Origin of the sequence: Mucilaginibacter phyllosphaerae, assembly GCF_004378255.1 — a bacterium.
Lineage (GTDB): Bacteria > Bacteroidota > Bacteroidia > Sphingobacteriales > Sphingobacteriaceae > Mucilaginibacter > Mucilaginibacter phyllosphaerae.
The window spans coordinates 35,748-59,169 of the sequence record NZ_SNQG01000006.1 but is presented as its reverse complement, the minus strand read 5'-3'; the positions used below and the strand labels follow the sequence as shown (position 1 = coordinate 59,169).

21 protein-coding genes and 1 tRNA gene are annotated in these 23,422 nt (G+C 42.9%); 19 read left to right on the top strand and 3 right to left on the bottom strand.

Features of this window, described 5'->3' with window-relative positions:
• The first annotated feature begins 18 nt into the window (after positions 1 to 18).
• Genes glgB through E2R65_RS16085 form a run of 4 tightly spaced genes read left to right on the top strand, consistent with a single transcriptional unit; the run spans position 19 to position 4,107 of the window.
• A complete protein-coding gene (glgB, locus tag E2R65_RS16100; protein WP_134337518.1) occupies positions 19 to 2,181 on the top strand; it encodes a 1,4-alpha-glucan branching protein GlgB in 2,163 nt (720 codons plus the stop codon).
• A 1-nt stretch (position 2,182) separates the two neighbouring features.
• On the top strand, positions 2,183 to 2,374 hold the full coding sequence (locus tag E2R65_RS16095) for a hypothetical protein (RefSeq protein ID WP_134337517.1): 192 nt from the start codon (positions 2,183 to 2,185) through the stop codon (positions 2,372 to 2,374).
• Between the two features lie 59 nt (positions 2,375 to 2,433).
• On the top strand, positions 2,434 to 3,333 hold the full coding sequence (locus E2R65_RS16090; RefSeq protein WP_134337516.1) for an AraC family transcriptional regulator: 900 nt from the start codon (positions 2,434 to 2,436) through the stop codon (positions 3,331 to 3,333).
• Positions 3,334 to 3,384: 51 nt separating this feature from the next.
• Positions 3,385 to 4,107, top strand: coding sequence for an SDR family oxidoreductase (locus E2R65_RS16085; RefSeq protein ID WP_134337515.1), 723 nt, complete (start codon positions 3,385 to 3,387; stop codon positions 4,105 to 4,107).
• Between the two features lie 107 nt (positions 4,108 to 4,214).
• On the opposite strand, the gene E2R65_RS16080 is transcribed toward E2R65_RS16085, so the two are convergent.
• Complete coding sequence (locus E2R65_RS16080) at positions 4,215 to 5,093, bottom strand: polyphosphate kinase 2 family protein (RefSeq protein WP_134337514.1); 879 nt, start codon at positions 5,091 to 5,093, stop codon at positions 4,215 to 4,217.
• A 173-nt stretch (positions 5,094 to 5,266) separates the two neighbouring features.
• Positions 5,267 to 5,340: transfer RNA gene (locus E2R65_RS16075), tRNA-Arg, on the bottom strand.
• 467 nt (positions 5,341 to 5,807) lie between these two features.
• On the opposite strand from E2R65_RS16075, the gene E2R65_RS16070 reads away from it, so the two are divergent.
• The gene (locus tag E2R65_RS16070; RefSeq protein WP_134337513.1) at positions 5,808 to 6,668 is read left to right on the top strand and encodes an N-acetylglucosamine kinase; all 861 of its coding nucleotides are present in this window, start codon (positions 5,808 to 5,810) and stop codon (positions 6,666 to 6,668) included.
• 134 nt (positions 6,669 to 6,802) lie between these two features.
• Complete coding sequence (locus E2R65_RS16065; RefSeq protein ID WP_134337512.1) at positions 6,803 to 8,542, top strand: glycoside hydrolase family 13 protein; 1,740 nt, start codon at positions 6,803 to 6,805, stop codon at positions 8,540 to 8,542.
• Between the two features lie 88 nt (positions 8,543 to 8,630).
• On the opposite strand, the gene E2R65_RS16060 is transcribed toward E2R65_RS16065, so the two are convergent.
• Positions 8,631 to 9,326, bottom strand: a complete 696-nt coding sequence (locus E2R65_RS16060; RefSeq protein WP_134337511.1) for an NUDIX hydrolase — start codon at positions 9,324 to 9,326, stop codon at positions 8,631 to 8,633.
• A gap of 132 nt (positions 9,327 to 9,458) precedes the next feature.
• On the opposite strand from E2R65_RS16060, the gene pfkA reads away from it, so the two are divergent.
• From pfkA to E2R65_RS15995, 13 genes are all read left to right on the top strand, one after another.
• Positions 9,459 to 10,445, top strand: a complete 987-nt coding sequence (pfkA, locus tag E2R65_RS16055) for a 6-phosphofructokinase (protein WP_183500398.1) — start codon at positions 9,459 to 9,461, stop codon at positions 10,443 to 10,445.
• On the top strand, positions 10,445 to 11,293 hold the full coding sequence (locus E2R65_RS16050; protein WP_134337509.1) for a hypothetical protein: 849 nt from the start codon (positions 10,445 to 10,447) through the stop codon (positions 11,291 to 11,293). Before pfkA ends, E2R65_RS16050 begins: the two co-directional genes overlap by 1 nt.
• A 5-nt stretch (positions 11,294 to 11,298) precedes the next feature.
• The gene (gene gap / locus E2R65_RS16045; protein ID WP_134337508.1) at positions 11,299 to 12,294 is read left to right on the top strand and encodes a type I glyceraldehyde-3-phosphate dehydrogenase; all 996 of its coding nucleotides are present in this window, start codon (positions 11,299 to 11,301) and stop codon (positions 12,292 to 12,294) included.
• Positions 12,295 to 12,568: 274 nt separating this feature from the next.
• Positions 12,569 to 14,974 carry a GumC family protein gene (locus E2R65_RS16040; protein WP_134337507.1) on the top strand — a complete coding sequence of 802 codons (2,406 nt, stop codon included), beginning with the start codon at positions 12,569 to 12,571 and terminating at the stop codon, positions 14,972 to 14,974.
• A gap of 12 nt (positions 14,975 to 14,986) precedes the next feature.
• Positions 14,987 to 16,342: a lipopolysaccharide biosynthesis protein gene (locus E2R65_RS16035; RefSeq protein WP_134337506.1), complete on the top strand. Its 1,356-nt coding sequence runs from the start codon at positions 14,987 to 14,989 to the stop codon at positions 16,340 to 16,342.
• A gap of 3 nt (positions 16,343 to 16,345) precedes the next feature.
• Complete coding sequence (locus E2R65_RS19965) at positions 16,346 to 17,038, top strand: CatB-related O-acetyltransferase (protein WP_308472303.1); 693 nt, start codon at positions 16,346 to 16,348, stop codon at positions 17,036 to 17,038.
• Between the two features lie 6 nt (positions 17,039 to 17,044).
• Positions 17,045 to 17,695 carry an acyltransferase gene (locus E2R65_RS16025; protein ID WP_134337505.1) on the top strand — a complete coding sequence of 217 codons (651 nt, stop codon included), beginning with the start codon at positions 17,045 to 17,047 and terminating at the stop codon, positions 17,693 to 17,695.
• A gap of 23 nt (positions 17,696 to 17,718) precedes the next feature.
• Complete coding sequence (locus E2R65_RS16020; RefSeq protein ID WP_134337504.1) at positions 17,719 to 18,951, top strand: hypothetical protein; 1,233 nt, start codon at positions 17,719 to 17,721, stop codon at positions 18,949 to 18,951.
• 14 nt (positions 18,952 to 18,965) lie between these two features.
• Positions 18,966 to 19,736, top strand: coding sequence for a glycosyltransferase family 2 protein (locus E2R65_RS16015; RefSeq protein ID WP_134337503.1), 771 nt, complete (start codon positions 18,966 to 18,968; stop codon positions 19,734 to 19,736).
• A gap of 4 nt (positions 19,737 to 19,740) precedes the next feature.
• Positions 19,741 to 21,045, top strand: a complete 1,305-nt coding sequence (locus tag E2R65_RS16010; protein ID WP_134337502.1) for a glycosyltransferase — start codon at positions 19,741 to 19,743, stop codon at positions 21,043 to 21,045.
• 1 nt (position 21,046) lies between these two features.
• Positions 21,047 to 22,195: a glycosyltransferase family 4 protein gene (locus E2R65_RS16005; protein ID WP_134337501.1), complete on the top strand. Its 1,149-nt coding sequence runs from the start codon at positions 21,047 to 21,049 to the stop codon at positions 22,193 to 22,195.
• Complete coding sequence (locus E2R65_RS16000) at positions 22,164 to 22,883, top strand: acyltransferase (RefSeq protein WP_134337500.1); 720 nt, start codon at positions 22,164 to 22,166, stop codon at positions 22,881 to 22,883. The genes E2R65_RS16005 and E2R65_RS16000 overlap by 32 nt, the downstream gene beginning before the upstream one ends.
• On the top strand, positions 22,880 to 23,422 hold the full coding sequence (locus E2R65_RS15995; RefSeq protein ID WP_134337499.1) for an acyltransferase: 543 nt from the start codon (positions 22,880 to 22,882) through the stop codon (positions 23,420 to 23,422). The genes E2R65_RS16000 and E2R65_RS15995 overlap by 4 nt, the downstream gene beginning before the upstream one ends.

Below are 23,422 nucleotides of genomic sequence, written 5' to 3'. Positions count from 1 at the left end.
CAGCGCTAACCCCTAAATATGGCAAAGCAAACAAAGAAACCCGATACTGAGCTAAAGGAATCGAAACCTGTAAAAGCAAAAAAAGAAACCAAGCCAAAAGCCGCTGCTAAAGCAAGCTGGCCGGAAGCTGAAGAGGTAACGGTTTCTAAAAAAGCTGCGCCAAAAAAAGCAACAGAAAAAAAGCCTGCTGCCGCTAAAAAGACCAATACACTACAAATTATAGAAAATACAGAACTTAAAGCGGTTGAGCCCTATAGCCGTTTTACCGATTTTGATATCGACCTGTTTAAATCTGGCAAGCATTTTAAGCTTTACGAAAAATTTGGGTCGCATGTGGTAGAACACAAAGGGGTTGTTGGTACTTACTTTGCCGTATGGGCCCCCAACGCACAATACGTAGCTGTTATAGGTAATTTTAACGGGTGGAACAAAGGTTCGCATTCGCTAAATTATCGTTGGGATGCATCCGGTATCTGGGAAGGGTTTATCCCGAATATTGGGGTGGGCGAAACTTATAAATATTATATCAAATCATCTACCGGCGAAGATCTGGAAAAGAGCGACCCGTTTGCCTTACGCTGGGAATTGCCCCCGCGTACCGCATCAATCGTAGCCGATACGTTTTACGAATGGAAAGACCAGGACTGGATGGCCACACGCTACCAGCATACAGCATTAGATAAGCCTCACTCGGTTTATGAAATGCACCTGGGCTCGTGGGCGCGCAGCCCGGAGAGCCCTGAAGAGTTTTTAAGTTACCGCCAACTGGCCGAAACGCTGGTGCCTTATGTAAAGGATATGGGCTTTACACATGTAGAGTTTATGCCTTTGATGGAGCACCCTTATTACCCAAGCTGGGGGTACCAGATCACGGGTTTCTTTGCGGCATCCTGCCGTTACGGAACCCCGCAGGACCTGATGTACCTGATCGAAGAATTTCATAAAGCGGGCATCGGTGTTATTTTAGATTGGGTGCCTTCGCATTTCCCCGGGGATGCGCACGGTTTGTATAATTTTGACGGTACGCACCTTTATGAGCATGCCGATCTTAAAAAAGGCTTTCATCCCGATTGGAAATCATACATTTTTAATTATGGCCGAAACGAAGTGCGTGCATTTTTAATCAGCAACGCACTGTTTTGGCTGGAACGCTTCCATATCGACGGCTTACGTGTAGATGCTGTAGCATCAATGCTCTACTTAGATTATTCGCGCAATCATGGCGAGTGGGACCCCAACGAGTTTGGCGGCAACGAAAACCTGGAGGCTATTTCCTTCCTGAAAGAGTTTAACACCACAGTGTACAGCAACTTTCCGGATGTGCAAACTATTGCCGAAGAGTCTACCTCGTTTGCCGGGGTTAGCCGCCCGGTTTACACAGGCGGGCTGGGCTTTGGCATGAAATGGATGATGGGGTGGATGCACGATACGCTCGACTATTTTAAGCAGGACCCTATCTATCGCAAATACCACCAAAACCAGCTTACCTTTAGCATGGTATATGCCTTTACAGAAAACTTTATGCTGCCTTTCTCGCACGATGAGGTAGTTTATGGTAAAGGTTCGATGCTGAACAAGATGCCCGGAGACGACTGGCAAAAATTTGCCAATCTGCGTTTGCTATACAGCTTTATGTACACGCACCCCGGTACCAAATTGTTGTTTATGGGCAGCGAATTTGGCCAGGTTGCCGAATGGAATTACAAACAATCTTTAGATTGGCATTTGCTGGAGCATGCCAGCCACCAGGGTTTAAAAGAGGCTGTTAAAGCAATTAATTATTTGTATAAAAATGAGCCTGCATTGTATGAAAAAAGCTTTGACTGGACAGGCTTTGAATGGATAGATGCCGGCAACCTTGATGATTCTATCCTGATTTATACCCGTAAAGGGGTAGCGCGAGAGAACGAGCTGGTTATTGTGCTGAATATGACGCCTGTTCCGCATTATAACTATCGTGTGGGTGTGCCCGCAGCCGGCGAATGGCAGGAAATATTTAATTCTGATAGCGAAAAATTCTGGGGCAGCGGTATCATTAATTTTGATGCAATAGCCAGCGAGCCTACCGCGTGGCATGGCAGGGATAATTCTATAGCCGTTACAACGCCGCCGCTTGGTGCCGCAATATTTAAAAAAGTAATCGCAAAGCAGGCTGTTAAAAAAACAAAAAAGCTTAAATAACATGGCCGGGAAATTTTTTTATTTATACCTGGTTGGTGGCACGGTTGCCCTGGCCTTATTGATCTACAGCATCATAGCAGCTTACCCGGATTTTAACGGACAGGGGGCATTTTTTTATGTGATACCAACACTGCTGCTTTATTACATGGCCTACAAAACCTGGCATGTAAAGAATGATAGCGAGTTGATGTAGAAAATAGGCTGCCGCAAGCGTTGCGTTTGTGGCAGCGATAGATTTAATACATTTGTACTATGTCCGTATTAACAGCGCCCGAAAACCATACTATTAAAAGCTACCCGTTAGTAACCGTTGATGGCGGTAAACCCACCATGATAGAGGTGCACCAAGCTAACGGCATCGACGTGATCATCGAGGATGCTTTTTTGCTTCCCCATCGTAAAGATTACTACTTTTTTGCCTTCGTAGAACAGGGCGACAGTCGCCATTGGATAGATTTCACATCGTACACCGTAAAGCCGGGGCATTTTTATTTCACGGTACCACAGCAGATTCATTTAAAGGAAGAAAGTAAGCCTGTAAAAGGATACATCGCCGGTTTTACAGAGGAGTTTTTACTGCTCGAAGAAAACCGAATGCTGCGCCAGTTACCTATTATCCAAAACCCCGCAGACGCGCATGAGATCTTTTTGAGCACTGATGAGATCGAATACATAGAAGATGTTATGCGCAAAATGACGCATGAATACAAAACCGGAGGTGCCTGGCAAAACCAAATGCTGGCATCGTGGCTGCGGGTGCTTATTATTTATCTCAGCAGGATCTACACCGAACAGTTTGGCGAGAGTAAGATAACCCACAATCACCGCCTGTTAAAAAGTTTCCAGGAGTTAATAGGGGAGAACCATACCCATTTGCATGATGTTGCGGGTTATGCCAATTTATTAAACCTGTCGCCGGGATATTTGAATGATATGGTGAAACAGCAAAGCGGCAAAACAGCCATCAGCCATATACATAACCGGTTGGTAGTAGAGGCTAAACGTAAACTATTACACACCGATCTGTCTGTTAAGCAAATAGCTGATGAATTGGGCTTTGAAGATGCCGCGTATTTTAACCGTTTCTTTAAACGCCTTGCCGAGAGCACCCCGATAGCCTACCGCCAGCAAATCCGCGAAATGTACAGTTAATGCCCTGCTATGTGCAGTGATATTGAGCTTGTGTTGCTGTAATTTTGCTTTATGGAAAAACAGACAGTATTAATAACCGGTGCTAATAAAGGTATTGGCCTGGAAACCGCCCGCCAACTGGCAAATGCAGGCTACCATGTATTTTTGGGCTGCCGCGATAAACAACGGGGCGACGAAGCTGTATCGCTGCTGCACAGCGAAGGTTTAAAAGATGTTGAATTGGTGCTGATAGATGTAGTGGACGATCAATCGGTACAGCAAGCCTATGATGCTCTGGCCAAACGCATCGATCATTTAGATGTGCTGATCAACAATGCAGGTATCCCGGGCAGTATCCCTCAGCCGGTTTTAGAAACCCCCATAGAGACTTACAAAAAAGTATATGAGGTAAACGTTTTTGGGGTTGCCCGTGTAACAAAAACATTCGTTCCGCTGATGCAAAGTTCACCCAATCCCAGGATAGTTAACGTTACATCAGACCTTGGTTCGCTTGGCCTGCACACCGACCCAGCCTGGAGGCATTATGAGGTTAAAACCGCAGCTTACGGCCCATCAAAAAGTGCTTTAAATGGTTACACGATCGCTTTAGCTTACGAACTGAAAAACTTTAGGGTAAACGCTGTAAACCCCGGCTACACCGCAACGGATTTTAACAATAATCAGGGTTATAAAACAGTAGCAGAGGGCGCAGCACCAATTGTTAAGTATGCCATGATCGACAAAGACGGCCCAACCGCCGGTTACTTTAGCGATTACGGTGTAACACCATGGTAAGTAAATAACACGTTGTTGTGAGCGTAGCAATCCCCGATAGAACAGCCGGCGACAAGCATGCCGGGGATTGCCACGTTGCTATGGCTTACAGTAATGCCGATAGCAAATTATTCTTTCTCTAATATCCTTTTGGTTTCTGTTAATTTCTCCATTTCTTCCTTAGGCAGTACCGGGTATTCCAGTTTCATGTCCTTAAGTGTTTGCAGGATAATGGTAGATATGGCTATCCGTGTAAACCATTTTTTATCAGCAGGCACCACATACCAGGGGCTATCTGCTGTACTGGTTTCTTTGATGGCCGTTTCATAGGCCTCCATATAATCATTCCACAAGGCGCGTTCTTTAATATCGCCGGATGCAAACTTCCAGTTCTTTTCCGGGTCGGCAATGCGTTTTAAAAAGCGTTTTTTCTGCTCTTCTTTAGATAGATGAAGAAAGAATTTAACAATTACCGTCCCGTTAGCGGTTTGATGTTTCTCAAAATCTCGAATACTCTCATACCGTTGTTCCCAAAATTTTTTATCGATATCTTTTACCTTATTAATGCCTGGAATGTTCTCCTTCAGGATAAATTCCGGATGTACTTTGGTCACCAGCACGTTTTCGTAATGCGAGCGGTTGTGGATGCCGATGCGGCCACGCTCTGGCAGGGCTTTATAATGCCGCCACAAAAAGTCGTGCTCATAATCTTCGGACGTCGGCTGCTTAAAACTATATACCTGGCATCCCTGCGGGTTTAAGCCCGACATGGTATGCGCTATGGCGCTATCCTTACCTGCCGCATCCATCGCCTGGAAAATAATGAGCAGCGACTTACTGTTAGCGGCATAAAGTTCTGTTTGTAATTTAGCGGTTTCTTTTATCAGATCGGCCAGCAGTTCTTCGGCACTTTCTTTTTCATAGCCGGCGGTGTCATCAGTATCGTATTTTTTTAAAGAGAAGTTTTTGTGATCACTGATCTTGAAGCGGGTAAGGATACTTTTCATAAACGATATTATAAGTAACAAAGCAGGGGAGGCACCGAAAGGTTTTAAAATCAGGTTAAATTTTAAAATTTAGCTGATTTGTAATGAACCTGGGAATTGATGCGGATAGAAACAGCATCTCCTGAAAGAAAATGAGGTATTTGAAATTAATTTCTCTTCGGAAAAAGAGATTGTGATCCCATCAGGATTCGAACCTGAGACCTACTGATTAGAAATCAGTTGCTCTATCCAGCTGAGCTATGGGACCATCTGCGATTTTTTTCGCGGTGCAAATATGCAAAAATTGCTTTAAACAGGCAATAGGTATCTAAGCAAACTTTTTTATAGTGAATTTTGCTTGCATAATTAACACCATTTTAAATGCTAAATGCCATTCATTCAACTCCAAACGGCATTTTTAACTAATATTATGGTGTATAAAAAACACTCATAATATTTAATTGTTAAAAAATTACATATAATTGCATATAATTATAAACCGGCACCAATTATATGGTGCTTTATATGTAAAACAGACAATTAAAAACCAATTGCATAACTTATTAAATGGATAAATCGGTGTTAAAATAATTGAGGTGGTAGAAGTTGCTTTTAAGCATGTAAACATAGATTTAACCTCTGCTAAACCTTAATTTTACTTTTTAAAATATCGAAGTGTTTTTTTTACAATAAGTTAATCATACTTTTAACCCAATTTTTTAAAAAAACTTATTTATGATCATAATTGCTGACGGTGGCTCCACCAAAACTAACTGGTGTTTGGTTACCGAAGAAGGTAAAAAGGTGTACTTTAACACTGAGGGCTATAATCCATACTTTTCTGGGACTGATTACATTATTAAATCGTTGACTGAAAGCCTGCCTACCGATCTGGAGAAGGATAAAATTACGGAGGTTAATTATTATGGTGCGGGTTGTTCTACACCAGAGATGAGAAAGGTTGTAGAGGATGCCATGCAAGTAGTTTTTTCAAAATCCAAAGTTAATATTGGGCACGATCTGCTTGCCGCCGCGCGTGCCCTGCTGGGTAACAACGAAGGTTTTGCTGCTATTTTGGGCACAGGTACCAACACCTGCCTTTACAATGGTAAAGAGGTAACCAATAACATAGATTCGGGCGCATATATCCTGGGTGATGAAGGCAGCGGCTGCCACATAGGTAAAAAGCTGTTGGTAGATTATTTACGTGGCTACATGCCAGAAGCCGTACGCCAAAACTTTTGGGATACCTTTAAGCTTACGCCCGATGATATTAACGAGATTGTTTATACACAGCCGCGTGCCAACCGTTTTTGTGCCAGCTTCAGCAAGTTTGTTTATGATAATATTGTAAACATCGAATACTCGCGCAACCTGGTGCGTACTTCGTTCGAAGATTTTTTCCGTAACCTGGTTACGCATTATCCTGATTATCAAAAATATACCTTTAATTGCATAGGCTCTGTAGGTTACAATTTTCGTAACGTACTGGAAGAGGTTTGTATAGAAAACGGCATGACTGTTGGTAACATCATTCGCTCACCTATAGATAACCTGGTAAAATACCACCTGGAACTTGCGCCAAGCCAGTTGTAAGCAAAATAAGATTAGGAAGCCAAAATACAATAATCAAAACTTTACAAAATAAACAAGCCGCATCGTGATCGATGCGGCTTGTTTATTTGCCCTGATGCCTTTTTTAATTATCTTTAATAACCAATATTACTTTAATGCCTATCCATAAATTATTAAGTATTTGCGCCGCAGGCTGTTTGCTGCTCGCCAATTGTAAACAGGCTGATGATAAGCCGAAAAATATACAAAAAAACAACCCCGGCGAACAGCAATGGTGGAAAGAAGCCGTTGTTTATCAGATTTATCCCCGCAGTTTTAAAGATAGCGATGGTGATGGCATCGGCGACCTGAAGGGCATTACATCTGAATTGGATTACATCAAAAGCCTTGGGGTTAATACCGTTTGGTTAAACCCGGTTTACAGTTCGCCAAATGATGATAATGGATACGATGTGAGTGATTACCGTAACATCATGAAAGATTTTGGCACCATTCAGGATTTTGACGCCTTGCTTAAAGGCATGCACAGCCGTGGTATTAAACTGGTGATGGACCTGGTGGTAAACCACAGCAGCGACGAGCATGAATGGTTTAAACAAAGTAAAAGCTCGCGCGATAACCCTTATCGCAACTACTATCACTGGTGGAACGAGGAGCAGGGCAAGCCTGCATACCGGTATAGCTTGTTTGATATTAACCACGATGCCTGGCGGTACGATTCGCTCACCCGGTCATATTACCTGCACTATTTTTCGCGCAAGCAGCCCGATCTGAACTGGGAAAATCCTAAATTGAGAAAAGAGATCTATGATATTATGCGTTTTTGGGCGGATAAAGGTATAGATGGTTTCAGGCTGGATGCTTTTCAGTTTGCTGCTAAAGACACCACCTTCCCGGCCTTCCCTAAACATTTCGAGAAAAATTTTAACCAGTACTACGGCGTACAAGGTAACCTGCACGGCTATCTGCAGGAAATGAATAAAGAGGTTTTGAGCAAATACAACGTGATGAGCGTTGCAGAAGGATCTGGCAATACCCTGGAAGATGCACACAACATGGTTGATGCCGACAGGCACGAGCTAAATATGGCCTATGCTTTTGAAGGCGTAAGTATAGCACAACCCAACGGTTACAGTTTGCTGCATTTTAAAGATGTTTTTACCAAATGGGATAGCGCCTTTGCGCAAAAGGGCTGGCTTTCTATCTTCCTGGCCAATCATGATCAGGCCCGCCTGGTAAGCCGGTTTGGGAATGATAACCCGCAATACAGGGAGGTATCATCAAAAATGCTCACCACATTTTTAATGAGTATGCGCGGTACACCATATTATTACAACGGCGATGAACTGGGCATGACTAACGCCGGCTTTACTAAAATTGAGGATTACAAGGATATGCCTACCCTTAACGAATATAAGCACTTAAAACAAACCGGCGGCGATATCCCTGCATTTTTAAAACGCCAGCAGTTTGAATGCCGGGACAATGGCCGCACCCCGTTCCAGTGGGATAACACAGCCAACGCAGGCTTTACAAAGGGGGCGCCCTGGTTAAAAGTTAATGCCAATTACACTGCCATTAATAAAGCCGCGCAAGAGAAAGACCCTAACAGCTGCCTTAACTATTTCCGTAAAATGGTAAAGTTGCGTAATGATAACAAAGTACTGGTTTATGGCAAATACACCCTGCTTGATAAAGCAAACCCCGATGTTTACGCTTACACGCGCGAAACGGGTGGCACAAAAATGCTGGTTTTGTTAAACTTTAAAAACAAGCCGGCTACGGCAAATACAGGCATCAACCTAAGCAAGGCAAAACTATTGATCAGCAACTACGCCAAGGCGGGCGGCACCACGCTGCAACCTTACGAAGCTGCAGTTTACCAGCTAAATTAAGCACAATAAGAAAGGCGCATCGGTAAGGATGCGCCTTTCTTATATTTTGTATCTTGATTCTTAACGCTAATAATTTTTACGTTCTGCTTTATTTATCAAGGTTAAGGTCATTCTGGAAAATTTTGGTGTACTTGCGGCGGTCGAATTTATAAAGCTTGGCAGCACGGTAGGATACCCCTTTTTGCTTCTCATCCAATTCTTTCAAAAAGCCGTAACTCAGCATTTTTTTACGGAAGTTACGCTTATCCAGCTTTTTGTTCAACACGGCCTCGTAAAGCGATTGCAGCTGGGTGAGGGTGAATTTTTCTGGCAGTAATTCAAATGCAATGGGCTGGTAATTGAGCCTGCGGCGAATTTTATTGAAACCCGTTTCAAAGATCTCGCTATGGTCAAACGCCAGCTTGGGCAACTCGTTAACCGGGTGCCAGAAAGCGCTTTTAGCATATTGTGTAACCGGTTTTACTTCTTTTTGCCCGTTTATACGTATCAGCGCATAATAGGCAACGGTAATTACACGCCCCTGGGGGTGGCGGTTAACTTCGCCAAAGGTATGAAACTGCTGCATATGCAGGTCGCGCAGGCCCGTTAATTCATATAAAATACGTTCTGCAGCATCGTCAATACTCTCGTCCTGCTCCACAATATATCCGGGTAATGCAAGCCAGTCTTTAAAAGGCTCTTCATTACGTTCTATTAGTAATATTTTCAGTTCTCCGGCTTCGAAGCCAAAAATGACACAGTCAATAGAAAAAACTGAGTTAAATGTAGGTAACTTTACTTCCAAGGGATTAGAATGTATTTAGGTTAATTGTGCTTAAATATATCGCTTAATTTTTAATCTAAAAATAAATAAATAAATTTAATGGTGTAAATTTGACACACTATATTCGCACCCATAAATTTACTTCTGTAAATAATGCAAAAAATCAAAAAAATAGCAGTTCTTACTTCAGGCGGTGATGCCCCGGGCATGAATCCCTGTATAAGGGCTGTTGTACGTACCGCTATTTATAACGGCCTGCAGGTTGCAGGTATCCGCCAGGGCTATCAGGGGCTTATCGATAATAACATGTATGATATGAACACCCGGTCGGTAAGTAATATCTTAAACCTGGGTGGTACCATCTTAAAAACCGCCAGGTGTTTGCCGTTTCGTACCGATGAAGGTATGGAGATAGCCTATCAAAACCTTAAAGCAAGTGGTATAGACGGCATTGTGGTAATTGGCGGTGACGGTACTTTTACCGGCGCGCTCCGTTTCTCCAGAAAATACCCGGATATTGCTGTAATTGGGGTACCCGGTACTATAGATAATGATTTGTATGGTTCAACCTATACTTTAGGTTTTGATACGGCCACCAATACCGTTATCGAGGCTATTGACAAGATCCGCGATACGGCTGATGCACACGACCGTTTATTTTTTATAGAAGTGATGGGACGCGATTCGGGCGCGATTGCCTTACGGGCAGGCATATCCTGCGGTGCAGAGGCAATTTTACTGCCCGAGCGGGATACCGCTATTGATCACCTGATAGAAAACCTGAAGGCCGGCCAGTATAACAAAAAGTCATCCAGCATCGTGATTGTGGCTGAGGGAGATAAGTGCGGCGGCGCCTATGATCTGGCCGAAGCAGTTAAAAAACAAATCAAGTTTTACGATATAAAAGTTACTATATTAGGCCACTTGCAGCGCGGCGGCAGCCCATCGGCATTTGACAGGATACTGGGCAGCCGTTTGGGTTTTGCAGCAGTAAACGCCATGATAAATGGCGCAACACAAATGATGGTAGGGCTTGAAGCCAACCACATAAAATTAACAAGCCTTGAAGAGGCCTTAACCCAGCATCAGTTTAAGTTAGAAGATGACCTGATGCAGATGGCAGATATATTATCAATTTAATGATTGCAGTTGTTTATAGTGGATCTAACAATGCCGGCTGGCGATTAGCCGATAAGGGACGAACGATAGCCTCGTTCAATACCAATGCTATTAATCCCTATTTTAACGACGAAAAGTATATCGTTCAGCTCTTTAACAAAAATATCAACCTGATACATCACGCCGAAGAAATAAAACGGATTTACTTTTTTGGCGCCGGCGCCTCTTCAGATGAGTTGAAGCAGATCGTACATAATGCATTTGCAGCATTTTTTAAATTTGCTAAAATTACCGTTGGGCACGATATAGAGGCTGCTGCCATTGCCTGCTGCCGTAACGCACCCGGTATTGTTAGCATTTGCGGCAGCGGCAGCAACGCCGCCTGGTACGATGGCAAAAAGGTAAAACCAAATAATTATGGTTTAGGTTATATACTGGCCGACGAAGGATCTGGCAACTGGCTGGGCAGGCAGCTGATAAAAGGTTTTATGAGCGAGACCCTGCCGCAAAACATTCGTAAAAAGTTTGTACAGCGCTATGATGCAGACCGTAAAACCTTGCTGGAAAAGGTTTATCGGCAAAAACAACCGGCCTTGTTCCTGAGTTCTTTCAGCGATTTTTTTGTGGATAACAAGCAGGACGCATATATTAAAAACATGATCACAACCGGCTTTGATAAGCTGGTAAAAACCTACCTGGTACCGCTGAATGAACAGCATCCCGGGGCTTCTGTACATTTTGCAGGCACAGTTGCAGCCAACTTTCAGGATTATTTAAAAGAAGCTGCAATGGCCAATGGTATCACCATTACGGATATTATAAAAGAACCCATAAACCATTTATTGACATATTATTCTAATAAAAATTAAAAATCATGAAAATAGGAATTAACGGCTTTGGCCGTATCGGCCGTTTAGCTTTCAGGGCCGCAATTGAAAGAGAAGGCGTTGAAGTTGTAGGTATTAATGACCTTGTTGAGCCTGATTACATGGCTTACATGTTAAAATATGATTCTACCCACGGCCCTTTCAAAGGCACTATCGCTGTAGAAGGCGGCCATTTGGTGGTTAACGGTAAAACTATCCGTGTAACTGCCGAAAAAGACCCTGCAAACCTTAAATGGAATGAAGTAGGTGCAGAAGTGATCATCGAGTCTACCGGGTTATTCTTAACCATAGATACTGCACAAAAACATATTGATGCCGGCGCTAAAAAAGTGGTTATGAGCGCACCAGCAAAAGATGATACCCCTACATTTGTAATGGGTGTAAATCATAAATTGCTAAAACCAGAGCAAACTATCGTATCAAATGCATCATGTACTACTAACTGTTTAGCGCCGATTGCTAAGGTTTTAGATGATAAATTTGGTATCGAAGAAGGCTTGATGACCACTGTACACGCGGTAACAGCTACCCAAAAAACAGTTGACGGCCCATCGGCAAAAGACTGGAGAGGCGGCCGTGGCGCTTACCAGAACATTATCCCTTCATCTACCGGTGCTGCCAAAGCAGTGGGTTTAGTATTACCGCAATTAAAAGGTAAATTAACCGGTATGTCGTTCCGTGTTCCGGTTGCCGACGTTTCTGTTGTTGATTTGGTTGTGCGTTTAAAAACCCCAACTTCATACGAAGGTATCAAAGCCGCTATGAAAGAAGCTTCAGAAGGTGAATTGAAAGGTATTTTAGGTTACACCGAAGATGAAGTTGTATCTGAAGATTTTAAAGGTGATGCACGCACATCAATTTTTGATGCAAAAGCAGGTATCGCACTTAACGATAACTTTGTTAAAGTTGTATCATGGTACGATAACGAGTGGGGTTACTCGAACAAACTGATTGACCTTGTTCAGGAAATTGGCAAACTGTAAGTTTAGCCAACCTTCAAATATCAAACGCCCTGCGATTTTATCGCGGGGCGTTTTGTTTATGTGCTTTTTTAATGAGTTTTTGAGTGGCATACTACCTGCCGATATTTATTTTGTTCATTCGTTATATAGCTGTTCAGTTTGTTCAACAAGCCTTAAATTGATAATAAAGGCGTTTTACTGATTAACTTTCCAAAACGGAAACAAGGGATAGCCAAAAAGGCTCTGCAACACCACTCCGCCGGGTATTTATCATCTAACGTTATATAATAGGCTTATGAATAAAGTGGACATCTTAGCAGATAAGCTTGACTTTACTTACAAAAAAGCAGAAAGCGGCGGCGATTTAAGAAGTATAATTGCCATTGGCCTTAATTATTGGTATGTATTTGTAATAAGCGTGGCAATTTGCCTTTTTGCCACATTTATTTACGTACAGCGTTTACCCAATAAGTGGAATGTTGTAAGTAAAATTATAGTAGAGGATGACAAAAACAGCCCGGCAAAATCCTTAACCGGTGGTAGTAACGGCGATCTGGCTTCGCTGTTAAGCATTAAAAGCAACGCCGATAATGAGGTGAAGATCTTAAAATCAAGCAGTTTGCTTAAAAAGGTTATCGCCGCCTTGCAGCTTAACGTTCATCTATATAAGCATACCGGTTATAAAGATGTGGAGATTTATAACAATGCGCCATTCACCGCTTTTATAAGTAACAAACAGGATTCTGTAGCATCTGGCAATTTTAAAATAACTATTCTGAATGATAAGGCTTATCATTTGCAGGAAAAAAAGGGCGACCTGGAGTTAGACGGCGTTTTTGGCCGGCCTGTAAAACTGGATGGTTACACGCTTACACTTAATAAAACACCGTGGTTTAAATCGTCGGGAGATTTTGAGCTGGCAGTTGAAACAATAAAAAAAGCCGAGCGCACCTTGTCAGAAAATTATAACGTACTGCTGGATGATAAGCAGGCTACCGTTATAGACCTGCAATTGAGCTATAATAACCCTAAAAAAGGCGAACAGATCTTGCAGAAGATGATGGAGATCTACCTCGCGGATAATCTTACCAAAAAGATCCGTATTGCAGACAGCACCATGAAGTTTATAGACAATCGCCTGGTTGTTGTAGGCTCTGAGTTGAATAAGGTAGAGAAAAGCCTGGAACAGTATAAAGTTAAAAATAAAATTTCGGATATAGGGGCACAGGCCAAGGCATTGGTTGCCGGGGCCGAAGATTACCAGGATAAGCTAAATGCCAACCAGGTACAGCTGGATGTAGTGAACAACCTGTATAGATATGTTAACGATGGCAATAACCCCCAGGTGGTGCCTACATCGCTGGTTATAAAGGATGTGTCTTTTGGTACCGCTATTAACGCCTATAATGAAATGTTGCTGCGTAAAGAGCAACTAAAGTTAACGTTGCTGGAAACAAGCCCCGTTATTCAGAATCTGGATGAGCAAATAAAATTGAGCCGTAAATCGCTGCTTACAGGTTTAAAAAACTATCGTAACAGCTTGCAGGTTTCTCAGTCGGCCTTTAAAAGGCAAAATTCAGTAATAGCCGGCAACATGTCCGAAGCGCCGGTTAAAGAGCGCATTTACCTGGATTATTCGCGCCAGCAAAGCCTTAAGCAGGAGTTGTATCTTTTCCTTTTGCAAAAGCGGGAAGAAACCGCCATTGCGCAAACGGCTACCATATCTAATTGCAGCATACTGGATAACGCCGAAAGTGATGAGGCGCCCTATACGCCTAAAATACCTACCCTATACTTAATTGGCAGCTTTATAGGGTTGTTTATTGCCGTTACAGGGCTTTGCATCAAAGAGATGCTCAATATCCGGATAAATACAAAATCAGATATAGTGAGGCATACGGATGTGCCGCTGTTAGGCGAAATAAGCCGTGGTTTGCATAACAATAGCCGCAAGCTGCTGTCTAACAACGATGCGCATTCTATTATTTTAGAAGAGATCCGCGCCCTGCGCACCGGTTTAAGATATGTAACAGATAAAGGCAAATCAAACGTTATCCTGTTCACCTCCAGCATGAGCGGGGAGGGCAAATCATTTATATCGTTAAACCTGGGCAATTCTATCGCATTATCAGGCAAAAAGGTAGTACTGCTGGAGCTTGATCTGCGTAAGCCTAAATTAATGGATAACCTGGGTTTGGATGAGGAGTATGGCTTTACCAACTTTGTGATCTCGCAGGATAAGGATTGCATAGATACCCTTATCAAGCCATCTACTTTTAATGATAACTTCTTTTTCATCTCTTCGGGGCCAATCCCGCCAAACCCGGCAGAACTGCTGATGAGCGATCGCCTTAAAACGCTGATAGAGGAGTTAAGAAACAGATTTGACTATGTAATTATTGATTCGGCACCGGTAGGTTTGGCCTCTGATGCGCTGCTGATAGAGGAGTATGCGGATATCACCTGCTATGTGGTAAGGCAAAATTATACCTATAAATCGCAGTTGGGCATTGTTAACGATCTGTATAAAGAGAAAAAAGTTAAGCAGCTGTACCTGATAGTTAACGGTATAGAAACAAGCAAGAATAACATTACCGGCTATGGGCATGGCTACGAAAGCTATGGCTACGCTATGGAAGAGAACCGTAACAATAACGTGTTTTCATCCGTGTTAAATAAATTAAGGCCGGGTACCCGATAATTGTGAACTGCTATGATACAAGCTATACAAAGCAATATTTATAATTTTTTAAACCGGGGGCATCAGCGGTCCGTCAGGCTGAAGAAGAATATTATTTTTTCGGTGTTTTTAAAAGGCGGCAGTGTGGTGATATCGCTTGTTTTAATACCGCTTACCATTGGGTATGTAAACCCTACGCAATATGGTATTTGGTTAACCCTTAGTTCGGTAATAGCATGGGCGGCATTTTTTGATATAGGCCTGGGTAACGGGCTTAAGAACAAGCTGGCCGCCGCCATAGCCATGGGCGACTATACCCGTGCACGCAGTTACGTTAGCACAACCTATGTTTTGCTGGGTGGTATAGCGGTGATACTATTTGCAGTTTTTTACCTGCTAAACCCCTATATTAACTGGCAGCAAATATTAAACGCACCGCAAACCGCAGGGCTTAACCGGTTAGCATTAATGATGTTCGGCTTTTTTTGCCTGCAATTTGTAGTGCAGCTTATTAATATAGTTTTAACGGCCAATCAGCAACCGGCTATCAGTTCGTTACTGAATGTTGTGGGGCAGGCCCTTATGCTGCTGGCTATTTTTGTTTTAACCCGGGTAACGCAAGGGTCGCTTATCAACCTGTTGCTGGTAATGGCAGGCATGCCTTTAATAGTTTTAGCCGTGGCCAGTTTGTGGTTATATAAAGCCAGTTACAAGCTAATGGCCCCTTCATTAGCCCTTGTTAACCTTAAATACACCCGGGAAATGTTAGGTTCGGGCAGTGCTTTTCTGGTGATACAACTGGGGGCGCTGGTACTTTTCGAAACGGATAATATTGTTATTACGCAGCTTTTTGGCCCGCAGGAAGTAACAACCTTTAACATCGCATATAAGTTATTTTCGGTGATACTGATGCTGTTCACTATTATTATTACACCATTTTGGAGTGCATTTACCGAAGCTTACACCAAGCAGGATTACAGCTGGATAAAAACCACTATGCAAAAGATCCATAAAGTTTGGGTAGCCCTAAGCTGCGTAACCTTACTGATGCTGGCGCTTTCCCCTTTATTGTACAACCTTTGGCTGGGCCACAAAGTAAGCGTTCCGTTAAGCCTTTCTGTTAGCATGTGTGTATATATCATTGCTTCCCTCTGGCAAATCATCCATGTTTACCTGCTAAACGGTGTTGGTAAGATAAGGCTGCAGCTGTACCTGGTTTTGGGCAGTGCGCTCATCAATATCCCGCTGGCTGTTTTTTTAGGTAAACAGATAGGTTTAGCAGGGGTAACCTTATCTAACGCGCTGCTTTTTATAGTGATGGGCGCAATTTTCAGCATCCAAACCAAAAAAATAATAAACGGTACAGCTAAGGGCATTTTTAATACTTAAAGTATGAAAGCTTACGTAGATAGGTCGCTGTTTAAAAACCCTTTGGGCGAGTATTTAAGCTGGCTGAAATTAAAATGTGGCTTGCAGCTGCAGTACTGGGGCAGGCACTTGCGCATAGGCTATTTAAGTGTGATCAATAATTGTGTGTTTGGAAAGTACAACTGGATAGGCGAGCACTGTGTAATTATCAACTCCCAGCTTGGCGATTTTAGTTACATCAACAGCTACACCTACATTATGCATACTAAAATGGGTAAATATTGCTCGGTAGGCCCTCATGTTAAAATAGCGCCGGGCATGCATCCAACCTCAAAATTTGTAAGTACGCACCCGGTAACCTTTAACAACCAGGGTAATTTTGTAAGGAACTTTACCGATAGGGCAGTTTTTAAAAACTATAAACAGGTAACCATAGGTAACGATGTTTGGATAGGCGCCAACGCCATTATTATTGATGGTGTTAAAATTGCCGATGGGGCCATTATTGCAGCCAACGCGGTAGTGGTAAAGGATGTAGGGCTTTATGAAATAGTGGGCGGCAACCCGGCTAAAGTAATTAAAAAGCGGTTTAACGACGACCAGATAGATTACCTGCTTTATTTTAGATGGTGGGAAAAAGACCCGGAATGGATAACGCAAAATATATCGCGTTTTTGGGATATTGAGGATTTTGTTGAATACGAACACAGTAATTAACAGCTTATGCATCTCGTCAGGAAATTATATAAAATATTAAGGGGGGCTTTTTACCGGGTGGCGCGCAGCTATTCGTGGATGATCACTTGCCTTAAATTTAACCTGAACGGCGTGCAGTATAACAACGATTTTATTTGCTATGGCATACCGGTAGTTAATGTTGACCTGCAGGGGAGCTTTACAATTGGAAAGCGCTTTAGCTTTAACAGCGGTAAGTATTTTAATATGATTGGCAGGCAGCAGCCCTGCTTTTTTATTGTGGCCAAAAATGCAGCGCTTTTTATTGATGATAATGTGGGCCTCAGCGCAACGGCTATTGTTTGCCACAACCATATTAGCATAGGTAAAAATGTAAAAATAGGGGGTAACACGGTAATTTATGATACCGATTTTCACTCGCTTGATCCACAGTTTCGCAACAGTTATCCCGAAAGCCTGGCTGGTGTTAAAACGCGGCCGGTGATCATTAAGGATGGTGCCTTTATTGGGGCGCATTGCACCATTTTAAAGGGTGTAACTATTGGCGAGAACGCCATAGTAGGAGCCGGCTCTGTAGTGAGCCAGAGTATCCCCGGCGGGCAGATCTGGACAGGCAACCCCGCCCGCTATATAAAAGATAGCTACACAAAACCCGCAGAACAAATTTTTCAGGCATGATCATATCCGGCAGATACCCTATAATGCTTTTAGTGCTTGTTTTAGCATCGTTTTTTCACGTGCAGGTGGTTGTGCTGGCTGTTGTAGTAATTATTATTGCAATGCCGCTTCAGCAGCATTTTAGCGCCATCAGGCTGGTAGGGCTTTTTACCCTTTTGCTTGTGCCGGCCGTGCTGGGTTTAGTTGTGGGTTATCGTAACGAAAACTACAACATCCTGAAGGATCTTTACTATTTTTCGTTACCGGTGCTGTTTATATTGTGCGGTATTGTTTTGGCCTGCCGTGTAGAGATTGATGAATTTATAAGAACAATGGTGCTGGCCGGCATAATCACTTCAGTTATGGTTGCGGCTGTATCTATTTACTTTGTAGGCTTAAGTGCACTTATCGATCCATATTCTGCGCATTACGCCATTGGTATTGTGGGCACTCCTGCCCCGCCGCTTGCGCTGGCTTTGCTGTTACTTAGCCGTAAGTTTAACATCACCCTGTACAGCCGCAATTGGTTCAATATTTTCACCGCTGTAAATTTGTTTGGTGTTTACATGTTTGCATCGCGTACGTATTTGGTTATTACCTGCTGCTTTGTTTTTTTACTGCTTGCCGATAAACTAAAAAAACTATGGATAGCGCCTGCATTATTTCTCTGCTTCTTTTTATTCAGTATTATTCCTGCTGATGCATTCAAGGTGGATTCGTCCAGCACATTCATGGCCAAGATCATCAGTTCGTTTTCAGAGATAAGCATAAACGAATATAAAACCGAGCAGGATATAAACATCCGCTACCGCGGATACGAATCTTTTATGGCCCTGCGCGGGTACCTAAGCGGTACCACTCCGGAATGGATCTTTGGCGGCCTGGGTAAACTGATAGATCTGAAGGTTTTTATCCGTTTAGGGAAAGATACCGAATTTCAATACATTCCGGTGCTGCACAATGGCTGGTTATATATATTGGTAAAAACGGGTTTAACCGGGGTGCTTGTATATCTGCTTGTTTTCTTCGGCCTTATTATAACCAACTGGAAAAACTATATAAGCGCCGGCAGTAAACCTATCATCAGGTTTTTTTCGGCAATATCCATTGGCTGCATCTTAAGCCTGTTGTTTACAAATTACGTGGTTAGCGCATTTTTTAGTGTAGAGATGAGCATTATTATGATAACGCTTGGCTACAGCTACCTCAATTTCAGGTCGCTTGTTTATAAAGTAAAGCAGCAAGAAGCGCATCATACGCAGGCCGTGCCTGTATAATAACTTGATATTTTATGGAAACATTTTACAACCTGCCTGCTAAAGTCACCATTGTTACCACTGTGTATAATGCAGTAGATACTATCGAAACCACTATTCTTAGTGTTATCAATCAAACCTATCCGAATATCGAATATGTGATTGTTGACGGCGGATCTACAGATGGTACTTTAAATATTATTAACAAATACCGTGATCAGATTGCCTGGCATATCAGCGAGCCGGATAAAGGCATTGCCGATGGTTTTAACAAAGGTATTGCCAGGGCGACAGGCGAATGGATAGGAATGATAAACGGCGACGACTGGTACACGCTCAATGCCGTTGAGCTGATGATGGAACGTGTTTCCACGGCCGATAACATCTGTTGTGGTAATATTATGCTGATGGGCGGTAATGGCCATCAGCGCATTAAAAAAAGTAAGGTAAGCTGGCTCAACTTCGGCATGTTTGTAATGCACCCAACCTGCTTTGTGCGGCGCGAAGTTTACCGGCAAATTGGCCAGTATGATACCTTTTTTAAAATAGCGATGGATTTTGATATGTTTTTAAGGATGAAACAGCGCGGGTATAAAATTAAATACATAAATGAACTGGTGGTTTATATGCGCACCGGTGGCGCCAGTGCCGATGTAAATAAGATGCATAAAGAGGAAATGGCCGTAATGCGCAGGCATTTAGCCTATCCCGCGTACCTGATATCACTGTTATTTAAACAACTTGATATTATCCGCTGGAAATATTTTTACAGGGATGTATTTAACACACCGGGGCAAATACAATAAGTGAATGAGGAAAAAGATCTTAATATCGGCCTATGCCATTTCTCCTTATAAAGGATCGGAATATGCGGCAGCATGGAATACCGTTAAATACCTGGCCACAAGCCACGATGTTTGGGTGCTGTATGGCATGTCCGACGATCATATGGGCGATACGCATACGCTGCGCAAGTATATCAGCGAAAACCCTAACCCGGCTATTAAATTTATTGAGGTGGATGGGGGCCGGGCGGCAAAAGCTATTAACCTGCTTAATAAAGCGGGTGCGGGGTGGTTTTTTTATTTTGCATATTACCTGTGGCAAAGGCGGGCATTGCGCGCGGCAAAAATGCTTTTAGAAACCGTGGATATTGATGTTGTGCATCAGTTAGGCCCCATCGGGTTTAGAGAGCCCGGTTTTTTATGGCAGCTGAATAAACCTTTTGTTTGGGGGCCAATAGGTGGCATGATGATGGTAGACAAGCGGTTAATGCAGGGCCAGCCGGTAGCAGCCCAATTTAAGTTTGCCTTAAAAAACGCTATTAATTACTTACAGCTAAACTACTCGGTAAGAATTAAGAAGGCATTTAGGCAGGCCGGTGTTTTGGTTGCAGCAACCACCTATGCGCAAGCCGTTATTCAAGAAAAAATGGGCAAACCAAGCATCCATTTGCCCGAAACCTGGCTGGTACCCGATGCCCGCTTTGCCGAAGAAAAATTTGATGGCGTTAACAGGCAAGTGCGCCTGATATGGTGCGGCACACATAACAACCGTAAAAATTTACAGCTTTGTTTACAGGCATTGGCCCTGGTAAAGCAAAAAAACTGGGTGATACATATTTTAGGAAGCGGGCCCTTAACCCAATCGCTTAAAAAATTAGCAATTGAACTGGGCATTGCATCCAATATTGTTTGGAACGGCCAGGTAAGCAGGGCAGCATCATTTAAAATTATGCAAATGTCTCATCTGCATATCATAACCAGCATAGCAGAGGATAACCCCAATGTTTTGTATGAAGCAATAAGTTATGGCGTTCCCACACTTTCTATAGATCATTTTGGGATGGCCGATGCCATTTGTAATTGCAGCGGTATAAAAATAGCGATAGATGAAAATACCCTGATGGCCAATAAAATGGCAGCTGTAATAAACCACTTATTAGCCAACCCCGATGTTTTAAAGGTTATGGCACACAACACTTTGTTAAGTGCCGGCAAATTTGAATGGCATAAAAAGCTTGCAAAGCTAAACGGTATTTATAACCTCGCGATAGAACGGCATCAGGAGCACAGGATCCGGAAAGTGTTAACGCAAATTGCAACCGCGGTGTAATATGGAAAAGCAGCCAATAAAATTGGGGATTGACGCCAAGTGGTATTTTGACGGGCCACCAAGCGGCAATATGGTTGTTAAAAATCTGGTTAACCAAATGGTTAAACATCATGCAGGTTTTGATCTGTACCTTGTATTTGCCAATAAGCATAAACAGCAGGCATTAAATTATTTCCCTGCCCATGTTAAAACCATGTTTTTGCCTTCGGTGCCAAATATTTTGTCCAATATGTTTCTGGTGCCATTTGCGGCCCGAAAGTATGGTTTGGATGCCATGCTCTTTCAAAACTTTACCAGTTTGTGGCCGAAAAAACTATTTAAAGTAGCCTATATCCACGATATGCTTTTTTTGGATTATCCGCAGTATTATACCAATACCGAGCGGCGGTATTTTAAGTATATGAAAAGCACAGCCGCCCGGGCTAACCTTATCATCACCATATCTAAAAGTGAGCAAAAGCGATTGATAGATAATTTTGTTGCTCAAAAAAAAAATATAGCGATCGTGCATCACGGCATCAGCGAGAATTTTAAGCCGCTGGCACATTATCCAAAAGAACATGCCGAAGCGTTGATGTATCGGTACCACCTGCCAAAAAAGTATTTGCTTTTTGTGGGCCGCATTAATATTCGCAAAAATTTATTAACGCTGATCAAGGCAATAAGCCTGATAGATGATCAGGACATCAAGTTGATCATTGTGGGCGAATCAAGTGCGTTAAATGGTGAATTGCGGGCGATTATTGGTGATTATGGCCTGCGTGATCGTATCGTTTTTACCGGGTATGTACCAGAGGCCGACCTGTACCTTATTTATGCCAACGCAAAAGTTTTTTGTTTCCCGTCATACGCAGAAGGGTTTGGCTTGCCGCCTTTAGAAGCTATGCAATGCGGTGTACCGGTGGTTGTATCTAACCGTACCGCCATGCCCGAGGTTTGCGGCGATGCCGCCGTTTATGCAGATCCGGAAGACCCGCAAGATATTGCAAAAAAGATCAATTTGTTATTAAACAACGGTTTGTACTATATGAAAAAGGTTGTAGACGGAATAGATCATAGTAAAAATTTTAACTGGCAAAGGTCTGCCGCAGAGATACTTACCTTAATTGCTAAAGCTTATGATACTTGCAAAAATTATAGCAAAGCTTAAAGGCGATCCCGCTTATGAATGGGAAAGCCGTTACAGTTTCAGGGATGTTGCTGTAATGGCTTTGGGAAGAATGATGCAATTATTACGGGGCTTATGGAAAAGGCCTTTTTTTAAAAGCACGCATGGATTGTTGTTTGTAGGGCATAATGTGGTTGTTAAACATGCCTACCTGTTTAGTGCCGGCAAAAACCTGATACTGGAGGATAACATATACATTAATGCCTTGTCTGATAAGGGCATTGTGGTTAAAAACAATGTTTCTATAGCGCGCAATTGTATTCTTATTTGCACAGGTGTTATTGCGCAAAAAGGTACCGGTATTATCATAGGTAATAATACCGGCATCAATTGCAATGGTTACCTGGCAGGGCAGGGTGGTATCGAAATAGGGGATAATGTGATAATAGGGCCAGGGGTTAAGATCTTTTCTGAAAACCACAATTACGACGATATCGATATCGCCATTAAACATCAGGGCGTATCACGGAAACCTGTCATCATTAAAAACGGCTGCTGGATAGGGGCCGGGGTAACCATTTTAGCAGGTGTTACTATTGGCGAAGGGTGTGTAGTGGCCGCTGGTAGTGTGGTTACAAAACCGGTGCCGGCCAATATGGTTGTTGGCGGCATCCCCGCCCGGATAATAAAAAGCAGGGGCACATTTTTAACCCATGGCATGGCATCATGACAAAACAAAGCGATAAAATAATAGGCGCCTGCTACTATATACTTTGCAGGTTTATTGGCAAACTGCCATTTCATACGATCCGGATTTTATTATTACGGGTGCTAAAAGCAAATATTGGCAAGGGCTCGGGTTTGTACCGCGGGTTTGAGGTACGCCGGCCATCGCAGCTTGTTATAGGTAATAGCACGGTCATAGGCCATAATGCTTTGCTGGATGCGCGAATGGGCTTAACCATCGGTAACAATGTAAATCTTAGTAATGAAGTAATGATCTGGACGCTTCATCATGATTATAACGACGCCGGGTTTGCATCAGTTGGCAGCCCCGTGGTTATTCATGATTATGTGTGGTTATGCTCGCGCACTATTATATTACCGGGTGTAACGATAGGTGAAGGCGCAGTAGTAGCAGCGGGGGCAGTAGTTGCAAAAGATGTGTTGCCTTACACGGTGGTAGGCGGCGTACCCGCTAAAAAAATTGCCGACAGGAACCGCAATCTTACCTATAACCTGGCAGATGCCATATTGCCAATTATTTAA

What these genes read in the sequence shown, in the direction of transcription:
- E2R65_RS16025 (WP_134337505.1), top strand. Translation starts at nt 17,045, where the DNA reads ATGCATCTCGTCAGGAAATTATATAAAATATTAAGGGGGGCTTTTTAC.
- E2R65_RS16050 (WP_134337509.1), top strand. Translation starts at nt 10,445, where the DNA reads ATGATTGCAGTTGTTTATAGTGGATCTAACAATGCCGGCTGGCGATTA.
- E2R65_RS16035 (WP_134337506.1), top strand. Translation starts at nt 14,987, where the DNA reads ATGATACAAGCTATACAAAGCAATATTTATAATTTTTTAAACCGGGGG.
- E2R65_RS16000 (WP_134337500.1), top strand. Translation starts at nt 22,164, where the DNA reads ATGATACTTGCAAAAATTATAGCAAAGCTTAAAGGCGATCCCGCTTAT.
- E2R65_RS16070 (WP_134337513.1), top strand. Translation starts at nt 5,808, where the DNA reads ATGATCATAATTGCTGACGGTGGCTCCACCAAAACTAACTGGTGTTTG.
- E2R65_RS16090 (WP_134337516.1), top strand. Translation starts at nt 2,434, where the DNA reads ATGTCCGTATTAACAGCGCCCGAAAACCATACTATTAAAAGCTACCCG.
- E2R65_RS16065 (WP_134337512.1), top strand. Translation starts at nt 6,803, where the DNA reads ATGCCTATCCATAAATTATTAAGTATTTGCGCCGCAGGCTGTTTGCTG.
- E2R65_RS16085 (WP_134337515.1), top strand. Translation starts at nt 3,385, where the DNA reads ATGGAAAAACAGACAGTATTAATAACCGGTGCTAATAAAGGTATTGGC.
- E2R65_RS16005 (WP_134337501.1), top strand. Translation starts at nt 21,047, where the DNA reads ATGGAAAAGCAGCCAATAAAATTGGGGATTGACGCCAAGTGGTATTTT.
- E2R65_RS16015 (WP_134337503.1), top strand. Translation starts at nt 18,966, where the DNA reads ATGGAAACATTTTACAACCTGCCTGCTAAAGTCACCATTGTTACCACT.
- E2R65_RS16040 (WP_134337507.1), top strand. Translation starts at nt 12,569, where the DNA reads ATGAATAAAGTGGACATCTTAGCAGATAAGCTTGACTTTACTTACAAA.
- E2R65_RS16010 (WP_134337502.1), top strand. Translation starts at nt 19,741, where the DNA reads ATGAGGAAAAAGATCTTAATATCGGCCTATGCCATTTCTCCTTATAAA.
- E2R65_RS19965 (WP_308472303.1), top strand. Translation starts at nt 16,346, where the DNA reads ATGAAAGCTTACGTAGATAGGTCGCTGTTTAAAAACCCTTTGGGCGAG.
- gap (WP_134337508.1), top strand. Translation starts at nt 11,299, where the DNA reads ATGAAAATAGGAATTAACGGCTTTGGCCGTATCGGCCGTTTAGCTTTC.
- E2R65_RS16020 (WP_134337504.1), top strand. Translation starts at nt 17,719, where the DNA reads ATGCTTTTAGTGCTTGTTTTAGCATCGTTTTTTCACGTGCAGGTGGTT.
- E2R65_RS15995 (WP_134337499.1), top strand. Translation starts at nt 22,880, where the DNA reads ATGACAAAACAAAGCGATAAAATAATAGGCGCCTGCTACTATATACTT.
- E2R65_RS16095 (WP_134337517.1), top strand. Translation starts at nt 2,183, where the DNA reads ATGGCCGGGAAATTTTTTTATTTATACCTGGTTGGTGGCACGGTTGCC.
- pfkA (WP_183500398.1), top strand. Translation starts at nt 9,459, where the DNA reads ATGCAAAAAATCAAAAAAATAGCAGTTCTTACTTCAGGCGGTGATGCC.
- glgB (WP_134337518.1), top strand. Translation starts at nt 19, where the DNA reads ATGGCAAAGCAAACAAAGAAACCCGATACTGAGCTAAAGGAATCGAAA.
- E2R65_RS16080 (WP_134337514.1), bottom strand. Translation starts at nt 5,093, where the DNA reads ATGAAAAGTATCCTTACCCGCTTCAAGATCAGTGATCACAAAAACTTC.